General features: G+C 73.8%; 10 protein-coding genes. 2 read left to right on the top strand and 8 right to left on the bottom strand.

Going from position 1 to position 15,354, the window contains the following annotated elements:
- The first annotated feature begins 499 nt into the window (after positions 1-499).
- Both ACIPSC_RS20495 and ACIPSC_RS20490 read left to right on the top strand, forming a co-directional pair.
- Complete coding sequence (locus ACIPSC_RS20495) at positions 500-1,750, top strand: protein kinase (protein ID WP_400827317.1); 1,251 nt, start codon at positions 500-502, stop codon at positions 1,748-1,750.
- On the top strand, positions 1,747-2,274 hold the full coding sequence (locus ACIPSC_RS20490) for an RNA polymerase sigma factor (protein ID WP_400827316.1): 528 nt from the start codon (positions 1,747-1,749) through the stop codon (positions 2,272-2,274). The genes ACIPSC_RS20495 and ACIPSC_RS20490 overlap by 4 nt, the downstream gene beginning before the upstream one ends.
- A 159-nt stretch (positions 2,275-2,433) precedes the next feature.
- Here ACIPSC_RS20490 and ACIPSC_RS20485 read toward each other — a convergent pair whose 3' ends face one another.
- The 8 genes from ACIPSC_RS20485 to ACIPSC_RS20450 form a co-directional block, all read right to left on the bottom strand.
- Positions 2,434-4,359, bottom strand: coding sequence for a hypothetical protein (locus tag ACIPSC_RS20485; RefSeq protein ID WP_400827314.1), 1,926 nt, complete (start codon positions 4,357-4,359; stop codon positions 2,434-2,436).
- Between the two features lie 33 nt (positions 4,360-4,392).
- Positions 4,393-5,592: an FAD-dependent monooxygenase gene (locus ACIPSC_RS20480; RefSeq protein ID WP_400827312.1), complete on the bottom strand. Its 1,200-nt coding sequence runs from the start codon at positions 5,590-5,592 to the stop codon at positions 4,393-4,395.
- Positions 5,589-8,645, bottom strand: a complete 3,057-nt coding sequence (locus ACIPSC_RS20475; RefSeq protein WP_400827311.1) for a LodA/GoxA family CTQ-dependent oxidase — start codon at positions 8,643-8,645, stop codon at positions 5,589-5,591. The genes ACIPSC_RS20480 and ACIPSC_RS20475 overlap by 4 nt, the downstream gene beginning before the upstream one ends.
- A gap of 270 nt (positions 8,646-8,915) precedes the next feature.
- A complete protein-coding gene (locus tag ACIPSC_RS20470; RefSeq protein ID WP_400827309.1) occupies positions 8,916-9,917 on the bottom strand; it encodes a 2-hydroxyacid dehydrogenase in 1,002 nt (333 codons plus the stop codon).
- A 137-nt stretch (positions 9,918-10,054) separates the two neighbouring features.
- The gene (locus tag ACIPSC_RS20465) at positions 10,055-11,080 is read right to left on the bottom strand and encodes a 6-phosphofructokinase (protein WP_313766818.1); all 1,026 of its coding nucleotides are present in this window, start codon (positions 11,078-11,080) and stop codon (positions 10,055-10,057) included.
- A 351-nt stretch (positions 11,081-11,431) separates the two neighbouring features.
- Complete coding sequence (locus tag ACIPSC_RS20460) at positions 11,432-12,160, bottom strand: type 1 glutamine amidotransferase (RefSeq protein ID WP_400827307.1); 729 nt, start codon at positions 12,158-12,160, stop codon at positions 11,432-11,434.
- Between the two features lie 49 nt (positions 12,161-12,209).
- Complete coding sequence (locus ACIPSC_RS20455; protein WP_313766820.1) at positions 12,210-13,472, bottom strand: MurT ligase domain-containing protein; 1,263 nt, start codon at positions 13,470-13,472, stop codon at positions 12,210-12,212.
- 442 nt (positions 13,473-13,914) lie between these two features.
- Positions 13,915-15,348 (bottom strand): GNAT family N-acetyltransferase, encoded by a 1,434-nt coding sequence (locus tag ACIPSC_RS20450; protein WP_400827305.1) that lies wholly within the window; start codon positions 15,346-15,348, stop codon positions 13,915-13,917.
- Between the last annotated feature and the right edge of the window lie 6 nt (positions 15,349-15,354).

Raw genomic sequence — 15,354 nt, 5'->3', positions numbered from 1 at the left:
CGGGGAAAGCTGCCGGCGTGCCCGCGGAAAGCTCAAGAATGAGAAGGGTGAATTCGGGCTGAACGGGGCCCGGCGTGGAGAGACGTCGCGCTGGTGAATGCATTGGCGACGGTGATCATTCAGGCCTCATTATCAGGAGCCCAACTTGTCGGGTCAAGGTCAACTTTGGGTGGTGGCGGGCGGGACAAATATGGACAAGACATGCATTCGACCAGCTCGGATGTGGAACCTCCGGCTCCCGTGCCGGGCCGGATTTGGCCGAGAACCCGCCGGAAGACGCGATTCGGCCATGTCTCGGAGGCGACCTTGGCGCATAGGTGACCAGGTGAAAAGCTGAGCGCGCGGACCCCTTCGGCGGGTCCGCCGCAGCTACGGGGGACACGAATTTTGCTGCGGAAATCCGGATTCGGTTGAACCTGATCGGCTCGCCGTCCGTAGGACCGAACAGTGCGCCGTGCCACAGCTCGAAAGGCTCACCATGCAGCGCTTGCTATGCCCCGTGGAAACGCTTTACGTCGGCCAGCGGAGCCGGGCCGTCATTTCCTGCGCGGTGTCGGGCGGGGTCGACCCGCAGGTGCTCACCGCAGCCTTCGCGGACCTGACCGCCAAGCACCCGCCGCTGCGCTGCCGCATCGCCCGCGAGGACGCCGGATTCGTCCTCCAGGAGCTCGACACCCCGCCCCGCCTGGTGGTGCGGGAGAACACCGGCGACGGCTACGCCGACGAACTCAACGCCCCGCTGCCGGTGGGCGGCCCGCTGGTCCGCGCCACGCTGCTGCGCGGGGCCGGCACCGACACCGTGGTGCTGGTCATCGACCACACCGTCACCGACGGCCACAGCGCCATCGCCCTGCACCATGCCCTCTGGGAGCGCTACGCGCAGCTGCTCGCCGCGCCCGGCACGCCCCCGGAACCCTGGTGCACCGACTGGCCGGCGCCGCTGACCGAGCAGCTGCCGCCCTGCCCCGAGGAGGAGGTCGCCCGGTACTTCGACCGCCGGGTGGCCGCCGCCAAGGCCCGCCCGGTCGAGCTGGTGCCCTACGACGCCGCGGGCGGGGCCGAGGGCGGCCGGATCGAGATCGCCGGACTGCGGCTCGATGCCGGACGGACCGTCCAACTGCGCAGCACGGCGGCCGCGTTCGGCGTCTCGGTGCACGGCCTGGTGGCCGGCGCCCTGCTGGTCGCCGCCCGGCGACGGCTGCCCGGTGAGGGCCCGCGGACGCTCGGCTGCCTGTCGCCCGTCGACCTGCGCTCCCGGATGACGCCCCCGGTGCCGCGCGAGCTGATGATCGCCGCCGTCACCTCCAACGTCCAGGCGCTCGACGTCGCCCCGGACAGCGGGCCGGTGGAGCTGGCCCGCACGGTGACCGGCGGGCTGCGCCGGGCCCTGGAGGACGGCGAACCGTCGCTGGAGGTGCGCATCATGCCCCGGGTGGGGGAGTTCCCGCCGCTGATGGCCGGCACCGTGATCGCCACCAACATGGGAGCCGTCGCGGCGCCGCCGCTGCCCGAGGGACTGGAACTGCTCGACGTACGGCTGGTGCCGGCGCGGGAGCAGTACTTCCCGCAGGCCGGGCGCAGCCCGCTGATGGCCTGTGTGACCACTTTCGACGGGCGCCTCGCGGTGGAGTTCCCCTACTGGACCGAGTGCTTCAGCGGCCCCTTCATGGCGGCCCTCCGGGACGACGTGCAGTCCGCGCTCCTTGAGCTCGCCGCGCTCGGCGGGTCGACCGGGAGCGCCGCGTCTTGACGGCGGTCGACACGAGCCCGGCCGCGACCGCGGCACAGCTGCTCGCGCGGGCACAGGCCGGCGACCGGCAGGCGGTCAACGACCTGCTGGCCCACATCGCGCCCTACGTCTCCCGGGTGTGCACGCCGATCGCCAGGCGGCACGGCCCGGACGCCGTCCAGGAGGCCCTGCTCGCGGTCTACCGCGGTGTGCACGGTCTGCGGGACACCGGGGCGTTCTACGGCTGGGTGCGCGCCATCGCCGTCCGCGAGGCGGTGCGCGCCGCCCGGCTCTCGGTGGCCTCCGCCGCGGACGCGCTCCCCGAAGTCACGCAGACCGCCGACCCGCTGGACGTGGTGCACATCGACGACATCCTGGAACGCCTCTCCCGTCAGCACCAACAGGTGCTCTCGCTCAGGGTGTTGGGCCTGAGCGAGGAAGAGATCGCGCGCACCCTGCAGCTCCCGGTCGGCACCGTCCGCTCCCGCCTGCACCGGGCCCGGCGCCGCTTCCGCCAGCACTGGAACGCCACTCCGGTCTGCTGACCGCGGCGGCGCGGCCGACGGCGCCCGGGGCCGGACCTGCAGCAGAAGCCGCACGCCCGGCGGAGGCCGTACGCCCGGCCGAAGCTGTGCACACCGCCGAGCGCGCCGCCCCCGGGGAGCGGTTCCGTCCCCGGGCGCGGCACGCCACCGGCGGGTGGGTCAGACCTGGATCTGCTGGATGTCCGCCGCCGTGCTGGTGAACCCGTTGGTCGAGATGATCCTCAGCTGGACCTGCTGGCCCGGGCGGAACTGGCTGTGGTCGACCTGGATCACCGGGTCCTTGAGGCCGACGCCGATCGTCTGCCAGGTGGCGCCGTCGTCGGTGCTGACCTGTGCGGCGAAGGTCTGGCCGGGCTCCGGCGCCTTGTCGAAGTCCAGTGCCAGCCCGAACGCCCCGTCGTCGGCCCCGGTGTGCCTGGCGGCGCGCAGGGCCGGGGGTGCGGCGGCGGCGCGGAAGGTGTCCACGACCTGCCCGCCGACGACCAGCTCGATCGCCTCCGGGCTGGGGCCGACCGGCACCACGGCGTCGACCAGGCCGGTCCGGTCGGCTCCCGGGGCCAGCTCGGACGCCAGCTTGGCCGGCACCCGGATCTCGCGCGGCGGCCCGCCGTCCGCCTGCTTGATCCGCAGGACCACCGGGGTCTCCCCGTTCGGTCCGGCTTCGCCGGAGACGGAGGGCCGGGCGGCCAGCGGTGACACCGGGTTGACGAAGCGGATGCCGCCCTCACGCTTGGTGAGGTTCACCGTGGCGACGACGCTGACGAGTTGCTCGGCCGGCGCCGCCGCGCCGCCCGTCCGGGCGATCGGCCCCGCCTCCGGAGCAGCCGCACGGGTGACCGACAGTTGCGGGAACCGTTCGTCGGGGCGGCCGCCGGCCGGCGCGGCGGGCCCGGCGACCGGGACGACCGAGAGCGCCGCCGGGGCACCCTCGGGCAGTGGGGCCGGGACGGCCGGCGGGCCCTCGGGTACCGGCGCACCGGCTGTGAGCGCGTCCTCGTCCGCCAGACGCCGGCGGATGGCCTCGTAGGTGTAGCTGCTGATCCACTGGCGGTCGCAGTAGGTCATCACGTCGTGCCACTGCACCCCGGGCCGCGCCCGCATCGGCAGGTTCAGTGCTTGGTCGCCGACGTCGAATCCGATGAAGGTGTCCGGTGAGTCGGCGAGCTGCCCGTTCTGGAAGGGGTAGTCCTGCAGGTCGTCCGGACTCTCCCCGCAGAACCCGGGGTGCCGACGGCCGTAGGTGTGGCCGAGTTCGTGGCCTCCGTACCAGTCGCTGTAGGCGCCGTCGAAGTCCCAGCCCCAGTCGGCCGCTCCGCACGGTGACGACGCGACGGTCGCCGGGTCGGGCGCCGCGGGGATGCCGGAGGCGCAGCCCCGCATGAAGAACCCGCCGTCGGCCGCCTGGCCGAGGTAGTGGGTGCGCGGATCCCCGCCCGCGCTGATGTCCAGGGCGCGGATGGCGGCGAGCTGCGCGTTGGTGTCCTCGCAGGTGAACGGAGCCGGGGCGACCACGTCGATGACGGTACGTGAGCTGATGACGTCGGGCACCGGGTAGGCGCGCCTGAGCCAGCTGACCAGGGCTGCGAGGTCGAGCTCCCGGGGGGTGTAGGTGACCGACGGGCTCCCCTGCCGGTAGCGCAGTCCGAAGACGCGGATCCGCAGCGGCGAGGCGGGGTGGAACCACACCGTCGGGCCGACGGCCGCCCCGCCGAACGGGACGGCGGCCCCGGTGAGGACGTCGCTGAGGATCAGCTCGCTCACCTGGAGCGGTCCCTCCGCCGTGAGGGTGGACGGCAGGAGGAAGTTGAGACTGAGGCCCGCATCGGCGCGGCGGGTGGCGAGGTCCTGGTTGTCGGCCGGGTCGAGGGAGACGACGTTGAGTGAGGTGAGGGTGATGGGGGGAACGGTGGGTGACCGGAGCAGCTTCACGGCGCCTCGGGCGGAGGCGATCCCGCCCGTGCTGCCGCTCACGTACACGCGGATGACGGTGACCTTGCCGGCGATCAGGGTGACGCTGTGCTGGAGGTCCTGGACCGACTGGGTGATCTCGGTGGCGTCCCATACGGCTTGCGTCTGTGTTGGCATGACTGAGCCCCTCGGACGAGTGGTCGGGCTCTTTCAGGCTATGCCGGGCAGAGGCCCCCCGCCCGTTCGGCGGCGTCGCCAGAACGGGCTCAACGGCCAGCGCCGCTCCTGGTCGTACGCGTACGTATGGTTCCTCCGGTAGGCGTCCGCGACGCCGTTCAGGAACGCCGTGTAGTCGGTGAGGGCGGCCGCCGCGCGGGCCGGGGATGCCAGGCACGCGGCCACGGTCTGCCCGGCGCGGGCGCCGGTGTGCAGCGCGGTGAGGATGCCCTGCGAGGAGATCGGGTCGAAGGCGAGCGCGGCGTCCCCGGCCGCCACCCAGCCCGGACCCGCGGCCGGGCCCAGCCGCACGCCGTGGGCGGGTGTCCAGCGCGGCACGGGGGTTGCGGCGGGGTCGTAGCCGTCCAGGCGCCGGCGGACGTGCTCGGTCCGGGTGACGCCGTACCAGAAGCCCTGCGGGGTGCGGAGGGAAGGTGCGGCGAGGTCGGGGTCGGTCAGGTGGGCGACCAGGCGCCCGGCCGGTACCCGGGTGGTGTACCACCAGCCGTCGGGTGCCGCCTCGACGAGCGTCCGGGCCTCCGCGTCAGCCGGGCCCGTGCCGCCGGCCGTGTGCCGGCCGGGGAGGACGGCGTAGACGGCGACGAGTCGGTCCTGCCGGTGGCGGCGGCCGTGCCGGCGGCCGATGACGCAGCTCCGCCCGGTGGCGTCGACCGTCCAGCGGGTGTGCAGCTCCGCCACGGTTCCGGCCCCGCTGCCGGCCCCGCCGTCATCACCGGTTCCGTGTTGACGGACGGTCAGCCGGCCGCCGGACCGCGCGAGCAGGGTGGCCCGCCGCAGCTCGGCGCCGGCCGCCACGGCCGCGTCCCGGAGGAAGGCGTCGAAGCGGAGCCGGTCGAGGTGCCAGCCGTGCCCGTACGGGTCGAAGAGGTGGCTGATGCCGTGCAGCGCCGGCGAACCCCAGGCGGCGTAGGTGCCCGTGGACGCGGGGTGCCCGGCGGCGAGGAAGTCGTCCAGCAGCCCGAGGTCGCGCAGCAGCGGCCGGGCGGCGGGCGGCAGCGACTCCCCGATCTTGAACGCGCCGCTTCCGGCGGGCTGCGCGGGGCGCCCGCCGGGGTCGAGGAGCAGGACGCGCCGACCGGCGGCCGCCAGGACCAGTGCCGCGACGGAGCCCGCCGGGCCGCCGCCCGCCACGACGGCGTCGACGGGCCCCGGCGGGCACAGGGGGTTCGTCACCGGTCGCGCCGCAGGCGCTTGACCTTGTCGATGTACCCCGCCGAGACCTCCTCGTCGGGCAGCTCCGCCATGGTGACGGCGGTGGCCATCGCGGCCTCGCCGAGCACCGGGTCGGCGCCGAGCGGCACGTGCAGGGCGACCAGGTTGCGCAGGGCCGGCGGTGCGGGCTCCAGCGGGAAGGTCACCTCGGACTCGACGAGCAGCTCCGCCGGGAGGCGGGGGTCGTCGGTGGGCCCGGGGCGGCGCTCGACCACACCGAGCCGGCCGAAGTCCGTCACCATGGCGTTGATGGCGTCGATGTAGCGCGGGGGGAGCCAGCGGAGCCAGGCCCGCCGGTTGCCGAACGCGGCCAGGCGTTCCTCGATCGGCCGGGAGGCGTCCATGACGATCGCGTACTCCTCCTCGGCGATCACGTGGTTGGGCACCCGGGCCGGCCAGAAGGTGGGCAGGTACGGGTCGTAGGTACCGAAGCCGGAGAGGTACTCGTAGCCGGACCGGCAGCTCGCGGTGTCGGTCTGCCAGGGCACCGCCATCCACCTGGTCAGGTCGCCGGGCCGCTGGGCGTAGAGCGGGCCGTCGAAGGAGAGGGCGATCTGCGGGGTCAGCGTCGGGCCGTAGGCGGCCGGGGGCGGCAGCGCGGGATCACGCAGGCGCACCCGGAAGGGGCTGCTGTACAGCGTGGTGTGGCGCATCGGCCAGGTGAGTTCGCAACCGGGGTGGAAGGCGTCGGCGAGGCAGAACGAGAGCGCCGCCCGGTCCAGGGTCCGGGGCCGCTCGGCGAACGGGACGTCGTCGAGGGAGGCCGGTGGTGCGGCCTGCTGGTCGAAGTCGGCGACGAAGTCCCCGCGGGCCCAGCGCTGCAGGAGGCGGTACTGGAGCGGGGAGAGCGTCACGTGCTGGCGCACCGACTGGGCCGGTACGTTCATCGCATCGCCGTATACGCCCGGCCACGGCACGGGGGAGAGGCCGTCACGGTCGTAGTTACGGATCGTGAGCCAGACCTGACGGCGCAGCTCCCGCTGGACGGGCGAGGGGTCCGCCAGCGCGGCGAGGCGCGCGGGGGCCAGGAGGTCCTCCCGCCCACCGTGCCCCAGCTGGACGGCCACCCCCTGGTTGACCCACTGGAGGTCGCACAGGCGGCGCAGCACGGGCAGCACGTCCCGGGTGAACGACGGCCGCGGCGGCTCGGGGAGGAGGCCGGCGGTGACGAAGGCGTCGCGGACCAGGTCGTACATCGTGCGCACCGAGGTGAGCTCGGGCGCGTAGTTGGGGGGTGCGGTGACCACCCAGCCCGGTTCGACCGGGATCGGCCGCCCGTCGATGCTGACCTCGGCGGTGACCGGGCCGTCGGAGACGTCGTCGTGCCAGCCGTCGTTGTTGGCGAAGGTGTCGGCGGGGGTGTCGGTGGCGGACGCGGAGACGCCCCGGCCGCCGAGGAAGAGGAGCCGGCCGCTCCCGTCGGTTCGCAGCTCCCCGAGGTAGACGGGCCGGTCCATGAAGGTGCCGGTGTCGAAGGTGTGCTCGGGACCGCCGGACCGGTTGCGGCCGCGCACCGACCGGGGGCCGGGGTCGATGACCAGGCGGTCGCGCCGGTCGGCCGGGACCTTGGGGTTGCGCAGGTTGCTGTCGTCGGTGCTGTCCGCCTCGGGGATGTCGAGGGCCAGCTGGAACTGGTACCAGGCGGCCTTCCGGTTGGCGACGTGCACCGTCCAGCGCAGGTCCGCGTTGTCGGCGGTCAGCTCGGCCACCGGCTCGCCGGCCGCGTTGTAGCCGTAGACGCGGAACCGGACGGCCTGCCGCTTCAGGGCGCCGGTGGCGTCCTTGTAGCTCCCGGCCGCCAGCGGGGCCGGCTGGTCGACCTCGGGGGCGAGGACGTACTCGTCCGCGCTGTCGCCGACCCGGGCCACCCCGATCGCCGGGTGCACGGCGGCCCGGACGATCCGGGTGTCGCGGCCGGGCGGCGGCGTGATCTGCGCGCGGGCCGGGCCGGGTTCGGCCGCCGGCACGCCGTTGACGTCGCGGCGCTGCTCGGCCGACGCCTGGTAGACGGTCCGGCGGACCTCGGAGATGCTGCCCACCGGGCGGTGCTCGGCGAGGGCGTGCCACGGGTTGAAGGCGAGGTTCTCGCCGTAGGCGGCCTGGCCCCGCGCGGTGACGTCCTGCTTCCGCAGGGTCAGCCGGGCCACCGTCACCGGTTCGCTCTGGGCCTCGTCCCACCGCACGGTGGCCCGGTCCAGCGGCATGCGCTGCGGGTCGGTGCGGAACTGCAGCTTCAGGTCGAAGGCCGCCGTGCCCGCCGCGAGCCGGTGGCGCAGGTCGGCGCCCAGGTACGTGGGGTTCTCGTCGGGCGGCACCGCCGCCGGGTCGCCCGGCGCGCAACCGGCGGGCACCAGCTTGTACTTGACGAAGCGCTCGGGACCGAAGGCGTAGGGGAGCACGCTCCAGTAGTCCGTGGTGAGCACGCTCTCCTCGAACCGGGCCATCGCGTCGAGGATCTCCCGGGTGACCGGGTGGTCCTTGAGGTACTGCTCGTAGTCGCCGTCGACGACACCGGCCTTGGTGAACTCGCACATGTCCTGGGCGGTGTCGACGAAGAACACGTCGTGGTTCTGGAGCAGGAGGTCCTGGGTGCCGGCCTCGGTCTCGCCGTCCAGCAGCTTCGGGCCGGGCACGCCGAACAGTTTGACGCCGATGCCCAGGGTGGTGTCGAGGTCGGGGCTGCCGGGCACGGTGTCGCTGGAGAAGCGCACCCAGGCGGCCAGGCCGTCGGGCCGCTGGTGGGCGGTCCTGAGGAACCCGACGCGCAGGTCGGGCGGCAGGTCGGGGGAGACCGTCAGCACTCCGCGGGCGACGCCGTGCGGCTTGAGGAACACCGGCCGTCTGACCGGGTCCTGGCCGCGGGACATCCGGGCCCCCTGGGTCAGGTCGACGAACATCTGCTTCAGGGCGGCGGCCGCGTCCTCGGCGCAGCCCGGCAGTGGCGGAGGGCCGGCGTTCCCGGCGTTGCCGTCGTTGCCGTCGTTCTCGGCGAAGGACGCGGGGGTTCCGATCATGCTGTGCTCCGATCCGTGCAGCGGTGTGCCGGGCCGGTGGTCCGAAGGCATGCGCCTGCGTCCACCCACCCGATCCAGCGTGCACAGACCAGTGGTTCCCGGCGCGCCGAGGTACGCCCGAACCGAGCACACGACCGGGCCGCGGCAGGGCGGCTCACTCCAATCGGCCAGCAGCGGTCGCATTCCGCGAGCCCGGGGTCGCACCGTCGTCGGGGGCCCCGGCGTGCGGAGGCCGCCGGGGCTTCGTCGGTCGACCTCCGAGGCCGGTCGTCAGGTGCCCGAGGCCGGCACGAGGGTGTTCTCGTTGCGGCGGCCGGCGGCGAAGTCGTCGATGTTGCGGGCGGTGGCCTCGATGATCTGGCCGACGGCGGTGCTGGTGAAGTAGGCCTGGTGGCTGGTGACCAGCACCTGCGGGAAGGTGACCAGGCGGGCGAGGGTGTCGTCGGTGATGCCCTGGATGGATCGGTCGGTGAAGAAGACGCCGGTCTCCTCCTCGTAGACGTCCAGGCCGACGCCGGAGAGCCGGCCGGCGCGCAGGGTCTCGACCAGGGCGGCGCTGTCGACGAGGCCGCCGCGGCTGGAGTTGACCAGGATGGCGTCGTCCTTCATCCGGGCCAGGGCGGCGGCGTCGATCAGGTGGTGGGTGGCCGGCAGCAGGGGGACGTGCAGGCTGATCAGGTCGGAGCGGCGGAGCAGTTCGGGAAGCTCGGTGTAGGTCATGCCGAGCTCCAGGCAGTCCGGGTTCGGGGCGATGTCCCAGCCGAGCAGCTCGGTGCCGAAGCCGGCCGCGATCCGGGCGAAGCAGGCGCCGATCTTGCCGGTGCCGATCACGCCGACGGTCATGCCGTGGACGTCGCGGCCGAGCAGCCCGTCGAGGCGGAAGTCGAACTCGCGGGTGCGGACGGCGGCGCGGGTGAGCCGCCGGTTCACCGCGAGCGCCAGCGCCCAGGCGTGTTCGGCTACTGAGTAGGGGCTGTAGTGGGAGACCCGCGCGATGGTGAGGCCGAGTTCGGCGGCGGCGTCCAGGTCGATGTTGTTGAAGCCGGTGGAGCGCTGGGCGATCAGCTTGGTGCCGCCGGCGGCCAGGACGGTGAGCGTCCCGGCGTCGAGCACGGCGTTGACGCTGCTGCTGACGACCGGGTGGCCGGCGGCCAGCGGAGCGGTGTCGCGGTTGAGGAAGACGTCCAGGCAGCGCAGCTCGTGCCGCCCGGCGAAGGTCCGCTCCAGCAGCGGCCGTTCGTCGGTCTGGACGCCGTACGCGAGGATCTCCATCGACTGGTTCCTTCCGTGGTCGGTGGGCCGGTCCACCGGTCACGCTAGCCGCTGCCGCCGCGTGCCGGGCGGGAACGACACCGGCCCCCGAGCGGGTGCTCGGAGGCCGGTGCGGTGGTGCGGCTGGCGCGGACGGGTCAGATGACCGTCTCGGCCTCCACATAGCGCTCCTGCGGGACGGTCTTCAGCTCGGCGACGGCCTCCGCCAGCGGCACCAGGTTGATGTTGGTGCCCTGCAGCGCGGTGATGTGCCCGAAGGCGCCCTTGTGGACGGCCTCGATGGCGTGCCAGCCGAACCGGGTGGCCAGCACCCGGTCGTACGCGGTCGGCGTGCCGCCGCGCTGGGTGTGGCCGAGGATCACCGGGCGGGCCTCCTTGCCGAGCCTGTGCTCCAGCTCGCGGGAGAGCTGGGTGGCGATGCCGGTGAACCGCTCGTGGCCGTAGATGTCCTTGCTGCCCTCCTCCCAGTGCATGGTGCCGGGCTCGGGCTTGGCGCCCTCGGCGCAGACCACGATCGCGAACTTCTTCTGCCGGTCGAAGCGCTCGCGGACGACGGCGGTGAGCTTCTCGATGTGGAACGGGCGCTCCGGGACGACGATCGCGTGGGCGCCGGCCGCCATGCCCGCGTTCAGCGCGATCCAGCCGGTGTGCCGGCCCATGACCTCGACGACCATGACGCGCTGGTGCGACTCGGCGGTGGTCTTCAGCCGGTCCAGCGCCTCGGTGGCGACCGAGACGGCGGTGTCGAAGCCGAAGGTCACGTCGGTGCAGGCGATGTCGTTGTCGATGGTCTTCGGCACGCCGACGATCGGCAGGCCGGCGTCGCTCATCAGCTTGGCGGCCTTGAGCGTGCCCTCACCGCCGATCGGGATGACGGCGTCCAGACCGAGGTCGGCGCAGTACTGCTTGGCCCGCTCGACGCCGTCGCGCAGGTGGCTGGGCTGCACCCGGGAGGACCCGAGGATGGTGCCGCCCTGAGCGAGGATGCCGCTCACCGAGTCGAGGGTCAGGGGCCGGTGGTGGCCCTCCAGGAAACCGCGCCAGCCGTCCTCGAACCCGATGATCTCGTCGCCGTGGTCGACCACCCCCCGGTGGACCACGGAACGGATCACGGCGTTCAGGCCGGGGCAGTCACCGCCGCTGGTCAGCACTCCAATACGCATTGCTTTGCAACTCCCGAGCAGAACCGAGGAACGGCCGGACTACAGGCTGGGACGACGAACCGTCACCGTAACGGCCCGATCCCGCACCGTGGTGACGGGGAGGCGACCGTGGGGTGAAGGGCCGACCGATTCGGACATAACGCCCGAAAGCGGCCGGGGAGTCGAGCATACGGCCCCTGCGTCCGGCCGGGCAGGGGCCGACGCGGGAGCGGCGCCGTCGGCGCCCCCGCGCGGAAGTGCAGCCTGCTGCCGAGGAGGGTGTGCAGCCGGCAGCCCCATTGTGGTACGTCCGGGCCCGCCGGTGGGCCGGGTGACCGCATCGCGGGCACCCGGTCCGGGCGGGGCGGCGTACTACGCGGGGCGCGAAGTGGCCGCGATGCGCTCGGCGCGCAGCGCGTCGTACCAGGTGGTGTCGGCCGGCGGCAGGGCGTTGACGTCCAGCGCCAGCTTGATCAGCATGTCCGCCACGGCGGGGTTGCGGGCCAGTACCGGGCCGTGCAGGTAGGTGCCGAAGACGGTGTCCCGCCAGGCGCCCTCGGTGCCGTCCCCGGTGCCGTTGCCCCGGCCGACGGTGACGTTGGCGAAGGGCTGGACGCCCTGGCCGAGGTGGGTGACACCCTGGTGGTTCTCGAAGCCGGTCAGCTGCGGCAGGCCCAGGCGCGGGTCCACGTCGGCGAGCACGTCGCCGACACAGCGGGCGCCCTCGCCGCGGGTGGTCCAGACGTCGAGCAGGCCCAGGCCGGGCTCGCGCTCGCCGAGGTCGTTGACGAACTCGTGGCCCATGATCTGGAAGCCCGCGCAGACGCCGAAGATGATCGCGCCGTTCTCGGCGGCCCGGATCAGGCCGCTGTCGGCGCGCAGCCGCTCGGCGGCCAGTCGCTGCGGGCGGTCCTCGCCGCCGCCGATCAGGTAGATGTCCCCGCTGGTGGGGATCGACTGGTCGGAGCGGACGTCGATCCGGGTCACGTTGAGGTGGCGCTGGCGGGCCCGGCGCTCCACGACCAGGGCGTTGCCCCGGTCGCCGTAGGTGCTGAGCAGGTCCGGGTAGACCCAGACCACGCGCAGGCTGCTCTCACTCATCCTCGAAGGCCTTCCGTCACGCTCACTCGATGGGGCTGCTGGGCCGGCATCAGCCGGCCACGACCTTCCGCAGCTGCTGGAAGGCGGTGTAGTTGGCGATCGCCTCGATCCGGCCGGGCGGCGCCATCCGGACGGCCTGCTCCAGCGAGTCCACCACGTGGAACTGCAGCCCGGCGACCTCCAGGCGGACGGCCAGGTCCAGCTTGCGCTGGCCCATCACGAACACCGGGTGCCCGGCGAGGCGCTCGTAGTCGACGTCCCAGAGCCACGAGGTGTCGGTGCCGTCGGCGTCGAGGGCGTTGACGGAGAGGATGACCGGAGCCGGGGGGCCGTCGATCAGCGAGAAGGTCTCCAGCCAGCCGGCCGGGTTCTTGGCCAGCAGCAGCCTTATGTCGCGGCCCTGGTACTGCACCACGTCGTAGCGGCCGGCCACGGCGGTGACCGAGCGCATCCGCTCCAGCGCGACCTGGGGGGCGACGCCGAAGACGGCGGCGACCGCGGCCGAGCTGGTGGCGTTGGCCAGGTTGGCGCGGCCGGGCAGCTGGAGCTGGATCGGCCAGGCGCCGCGCTGCGGGTCGATCACGTGGGTGCCCTGGAGCGCCCAGTGCGGGTTGGGACGCCGGAAGCCGCAGTCCTGGCAGAACCAGTCGTCGCCGGGGCGCTGCATCACGCCGCCGCAGGCGGGGCAGGACCAGGCGTCCTCCTTCCAGGCCTGGCCGGCGGCCACCCAGACCACCTTCTTGCAGGAGGAGGCGGCCCAGGTCACCAGCGGGTCGTCCGCGTTGGCGATGACCACGGCCTCGGTGTCCTGGAGGCCCTCGCGCCACTTCTCGGCCATCATGCGCGTCTCGGCGGCGCGGTCGAGCTGGTCGCGGGAGAGGTTGAGCAGGGCGATCGCCTTGGGGCGGGTGTCGCGGGCGACCCCGGCCAGGTACTTCTCGTCCACCTCGATGACGCCGAAGCGGGCGTCCGAGCCGCCGGCCAGGGCGGAGGTGATGCCGGCCGGCATGTTGGCGCCGAGGGCGTTGGAGACCACCGGGCCGGCGGCGCGCAGCGCCTCGGCGATGAGTCGGGTGGTCGTGGTCTTCCCGTTGGTGGCGCTGACCAGCACCACGTCCAGGTGGTCGGCGAGGGTGGCGAGCAGATCGGGGTCGAGCTTGAGGGCGACCTTGCCGCCGATCACCGAGCCGCTTCCGCGGCCGGCCTTGCGGGACACGGCGGCGGCCACCCGGCCGGCCGTCACCGCGATCTTGGCGCGGGCGGGCAGCGAGGCGTCGCGTGCGCCTGTGGGCTCCGGTTCGGTGCCTGCCATGCTCAGTGGTTCCTCCTTGCTGCGGCACCGCCCGGGGGCCGGATAACGAGCCGTCGGGCGGCGGGGACGGGGCCAGCCTACCGACTCCGCCGGCCGGCTCCATGCTCCGGACCCCGCGCCGCCTGCTGCGACGGCCCCGGCCGCCCCCTCGCGGAGGCCCTGACGCGACGTCAGGAAAGACGGTGTACGGAGGGGCCTTTCGCCGCTGGGGACGCTGATCCGGGGCCTGCCGGTTCCCCGTGGCGGGTGTGCGGCGGGCCGGACGGCGGGGTTCGCCGTCCGGCCCGAGGGGTCCGCGTGAGGATGTAGTGAAGAAACGATAACCGGCTGGTTGGTTGCCGGGTGATCGGCTATCGAACCGCCGGGTAACCCCGCCCGGCCGGGGCCGCCGGGTCGCGCCCCGGCAAGATCCACGAGGCGTGTCCCGCTACGGAGGCGGGCCCTACCGCCCCGGGCGGGTCGGCCAGGGGACGGGGAGCTGCTCGGCGGCCTCCGCCAGGTGTGCGGTGATCACCAGGGTGCCCTCCTCGACCTGGTAGTCCAGCGGCGCGGCCAGCCTGCGCATGGTGGAGATCAGCCCGGTGTTGGACGACTGGGTGACGGCGTAGACGGTCTCCACCCCCGCCTCCAGGGCCAGTGCGGACATCCGCCGCATCAGGTCCAGCCCCAGCCCGCGGCGCTGCCAGGCGTCCTCGACCAGCACCGCGACCTCGGCGCTGTCGTCGTCCCACATCAGGTGCCCGAGGGCCACGATCCGGCCGTCCGCCGCCTCCACGGCCAGGGTCTGGCCGTGCCGGGCGTCCAGCAGGTGGTCCAGGTAGCGGTCGGCGTCCCGGACCGCGCCGTGGTAGCGCTTGCGCAGGGTGTCGGGAGAGCAGCGGTGGTGCATGGCCAGCGCCGCCTCCTTGTCGCCGGCGTCGGCCCGCCGCACGGTCAGGTCGGCGCCGGCGGGCAGCGTCAGCCGGGCACGGACGTCCGGGACCCGGGGGCCGAGCAGGGTGTCCAGCTCGACCAGGGCCTTCGCCCGGGCGAACTCGGTCGGGGTGAAGGGCAGCCGGGGGCGGCTGAGCTCGATCAGGTCGCCGGACGGCAGCGGCAGCCGCAGCACGTGGCCGTCCACCCCGGCGGCGGCGCGCCCGGCCCCGCCCGGGTACTGCCGGATGGTGCACTGCCCGAACAGCTGGCGCAGGGCGACCGGCAGCTCGGCGGCGTCCAGCGCGGTGCGGGTGGCCAGCGCCAGTACGTGGGTCGGCCCGTCCACCAGGTCGTGCGCGTCGGCGGGCGCGCTCCAGATGTCGTGCCCGCCGGCCGAGGCCACCAGCGCGGCCAGGTCGGCCCGGGTGAACGAGCGCGGGGCACGGACGAAGAACTCGTCCACGGTGCCCTCGGGCAGTGGGTGGGACTGCATCGAGACGATGTTGACCCGCCGCTCGGCGAACGCCGTGCAGACCCGGGCCAGGCTGCCGGGGGAGTCCTGCACGGTCGTGCGGATCCGCCAGAGCGCGGTCTCCTCGAAGTCGTCCAGCGGCCCCTTCAGCGGCCCCTCCGACGGCTCGGCCGCGGCGGACTCCGCGGCGCCCGGGGGTGCGGGCGTGTCCGGCGCGGGCGGGCCGTGCAGCTGGTGCCGGTGCGACCACCAGGCGTGGAAGAGCGCCGTGGCGACCAGGGCGGCCGCGGAGGCGGCGAGCACCACCGGGCCGTCCGGGCCGTGCACCACGACCTTGGCCACCAGGTCGGCGGCGGTCACCGAGAGGAAGACCGCGGCGAGCTCGACGGTGTCGCGGCGCCAGCGGTGGCTGCGGGCACCGCGCCGTTGGGCACGGGAGGGGGTCGGCGTCTGCGGGGATCGGGTCGTCAGCTTCTCCGTGCGCTCCATGCCATC

Source organism: Kitasatospora sp. NPDC090091 (assembly GCF_044747365.1).
GTDB lineage: Bacteria > Actinomycetota > Actinomycetes > Streptomycetales > Streptomycetaceae > Kitasatospora.
The sequence above is the reverse complement of the archived record's forward strand: the minus strand, read 5'-3'. Positions and strand labels throughout refer to the sequence as shown.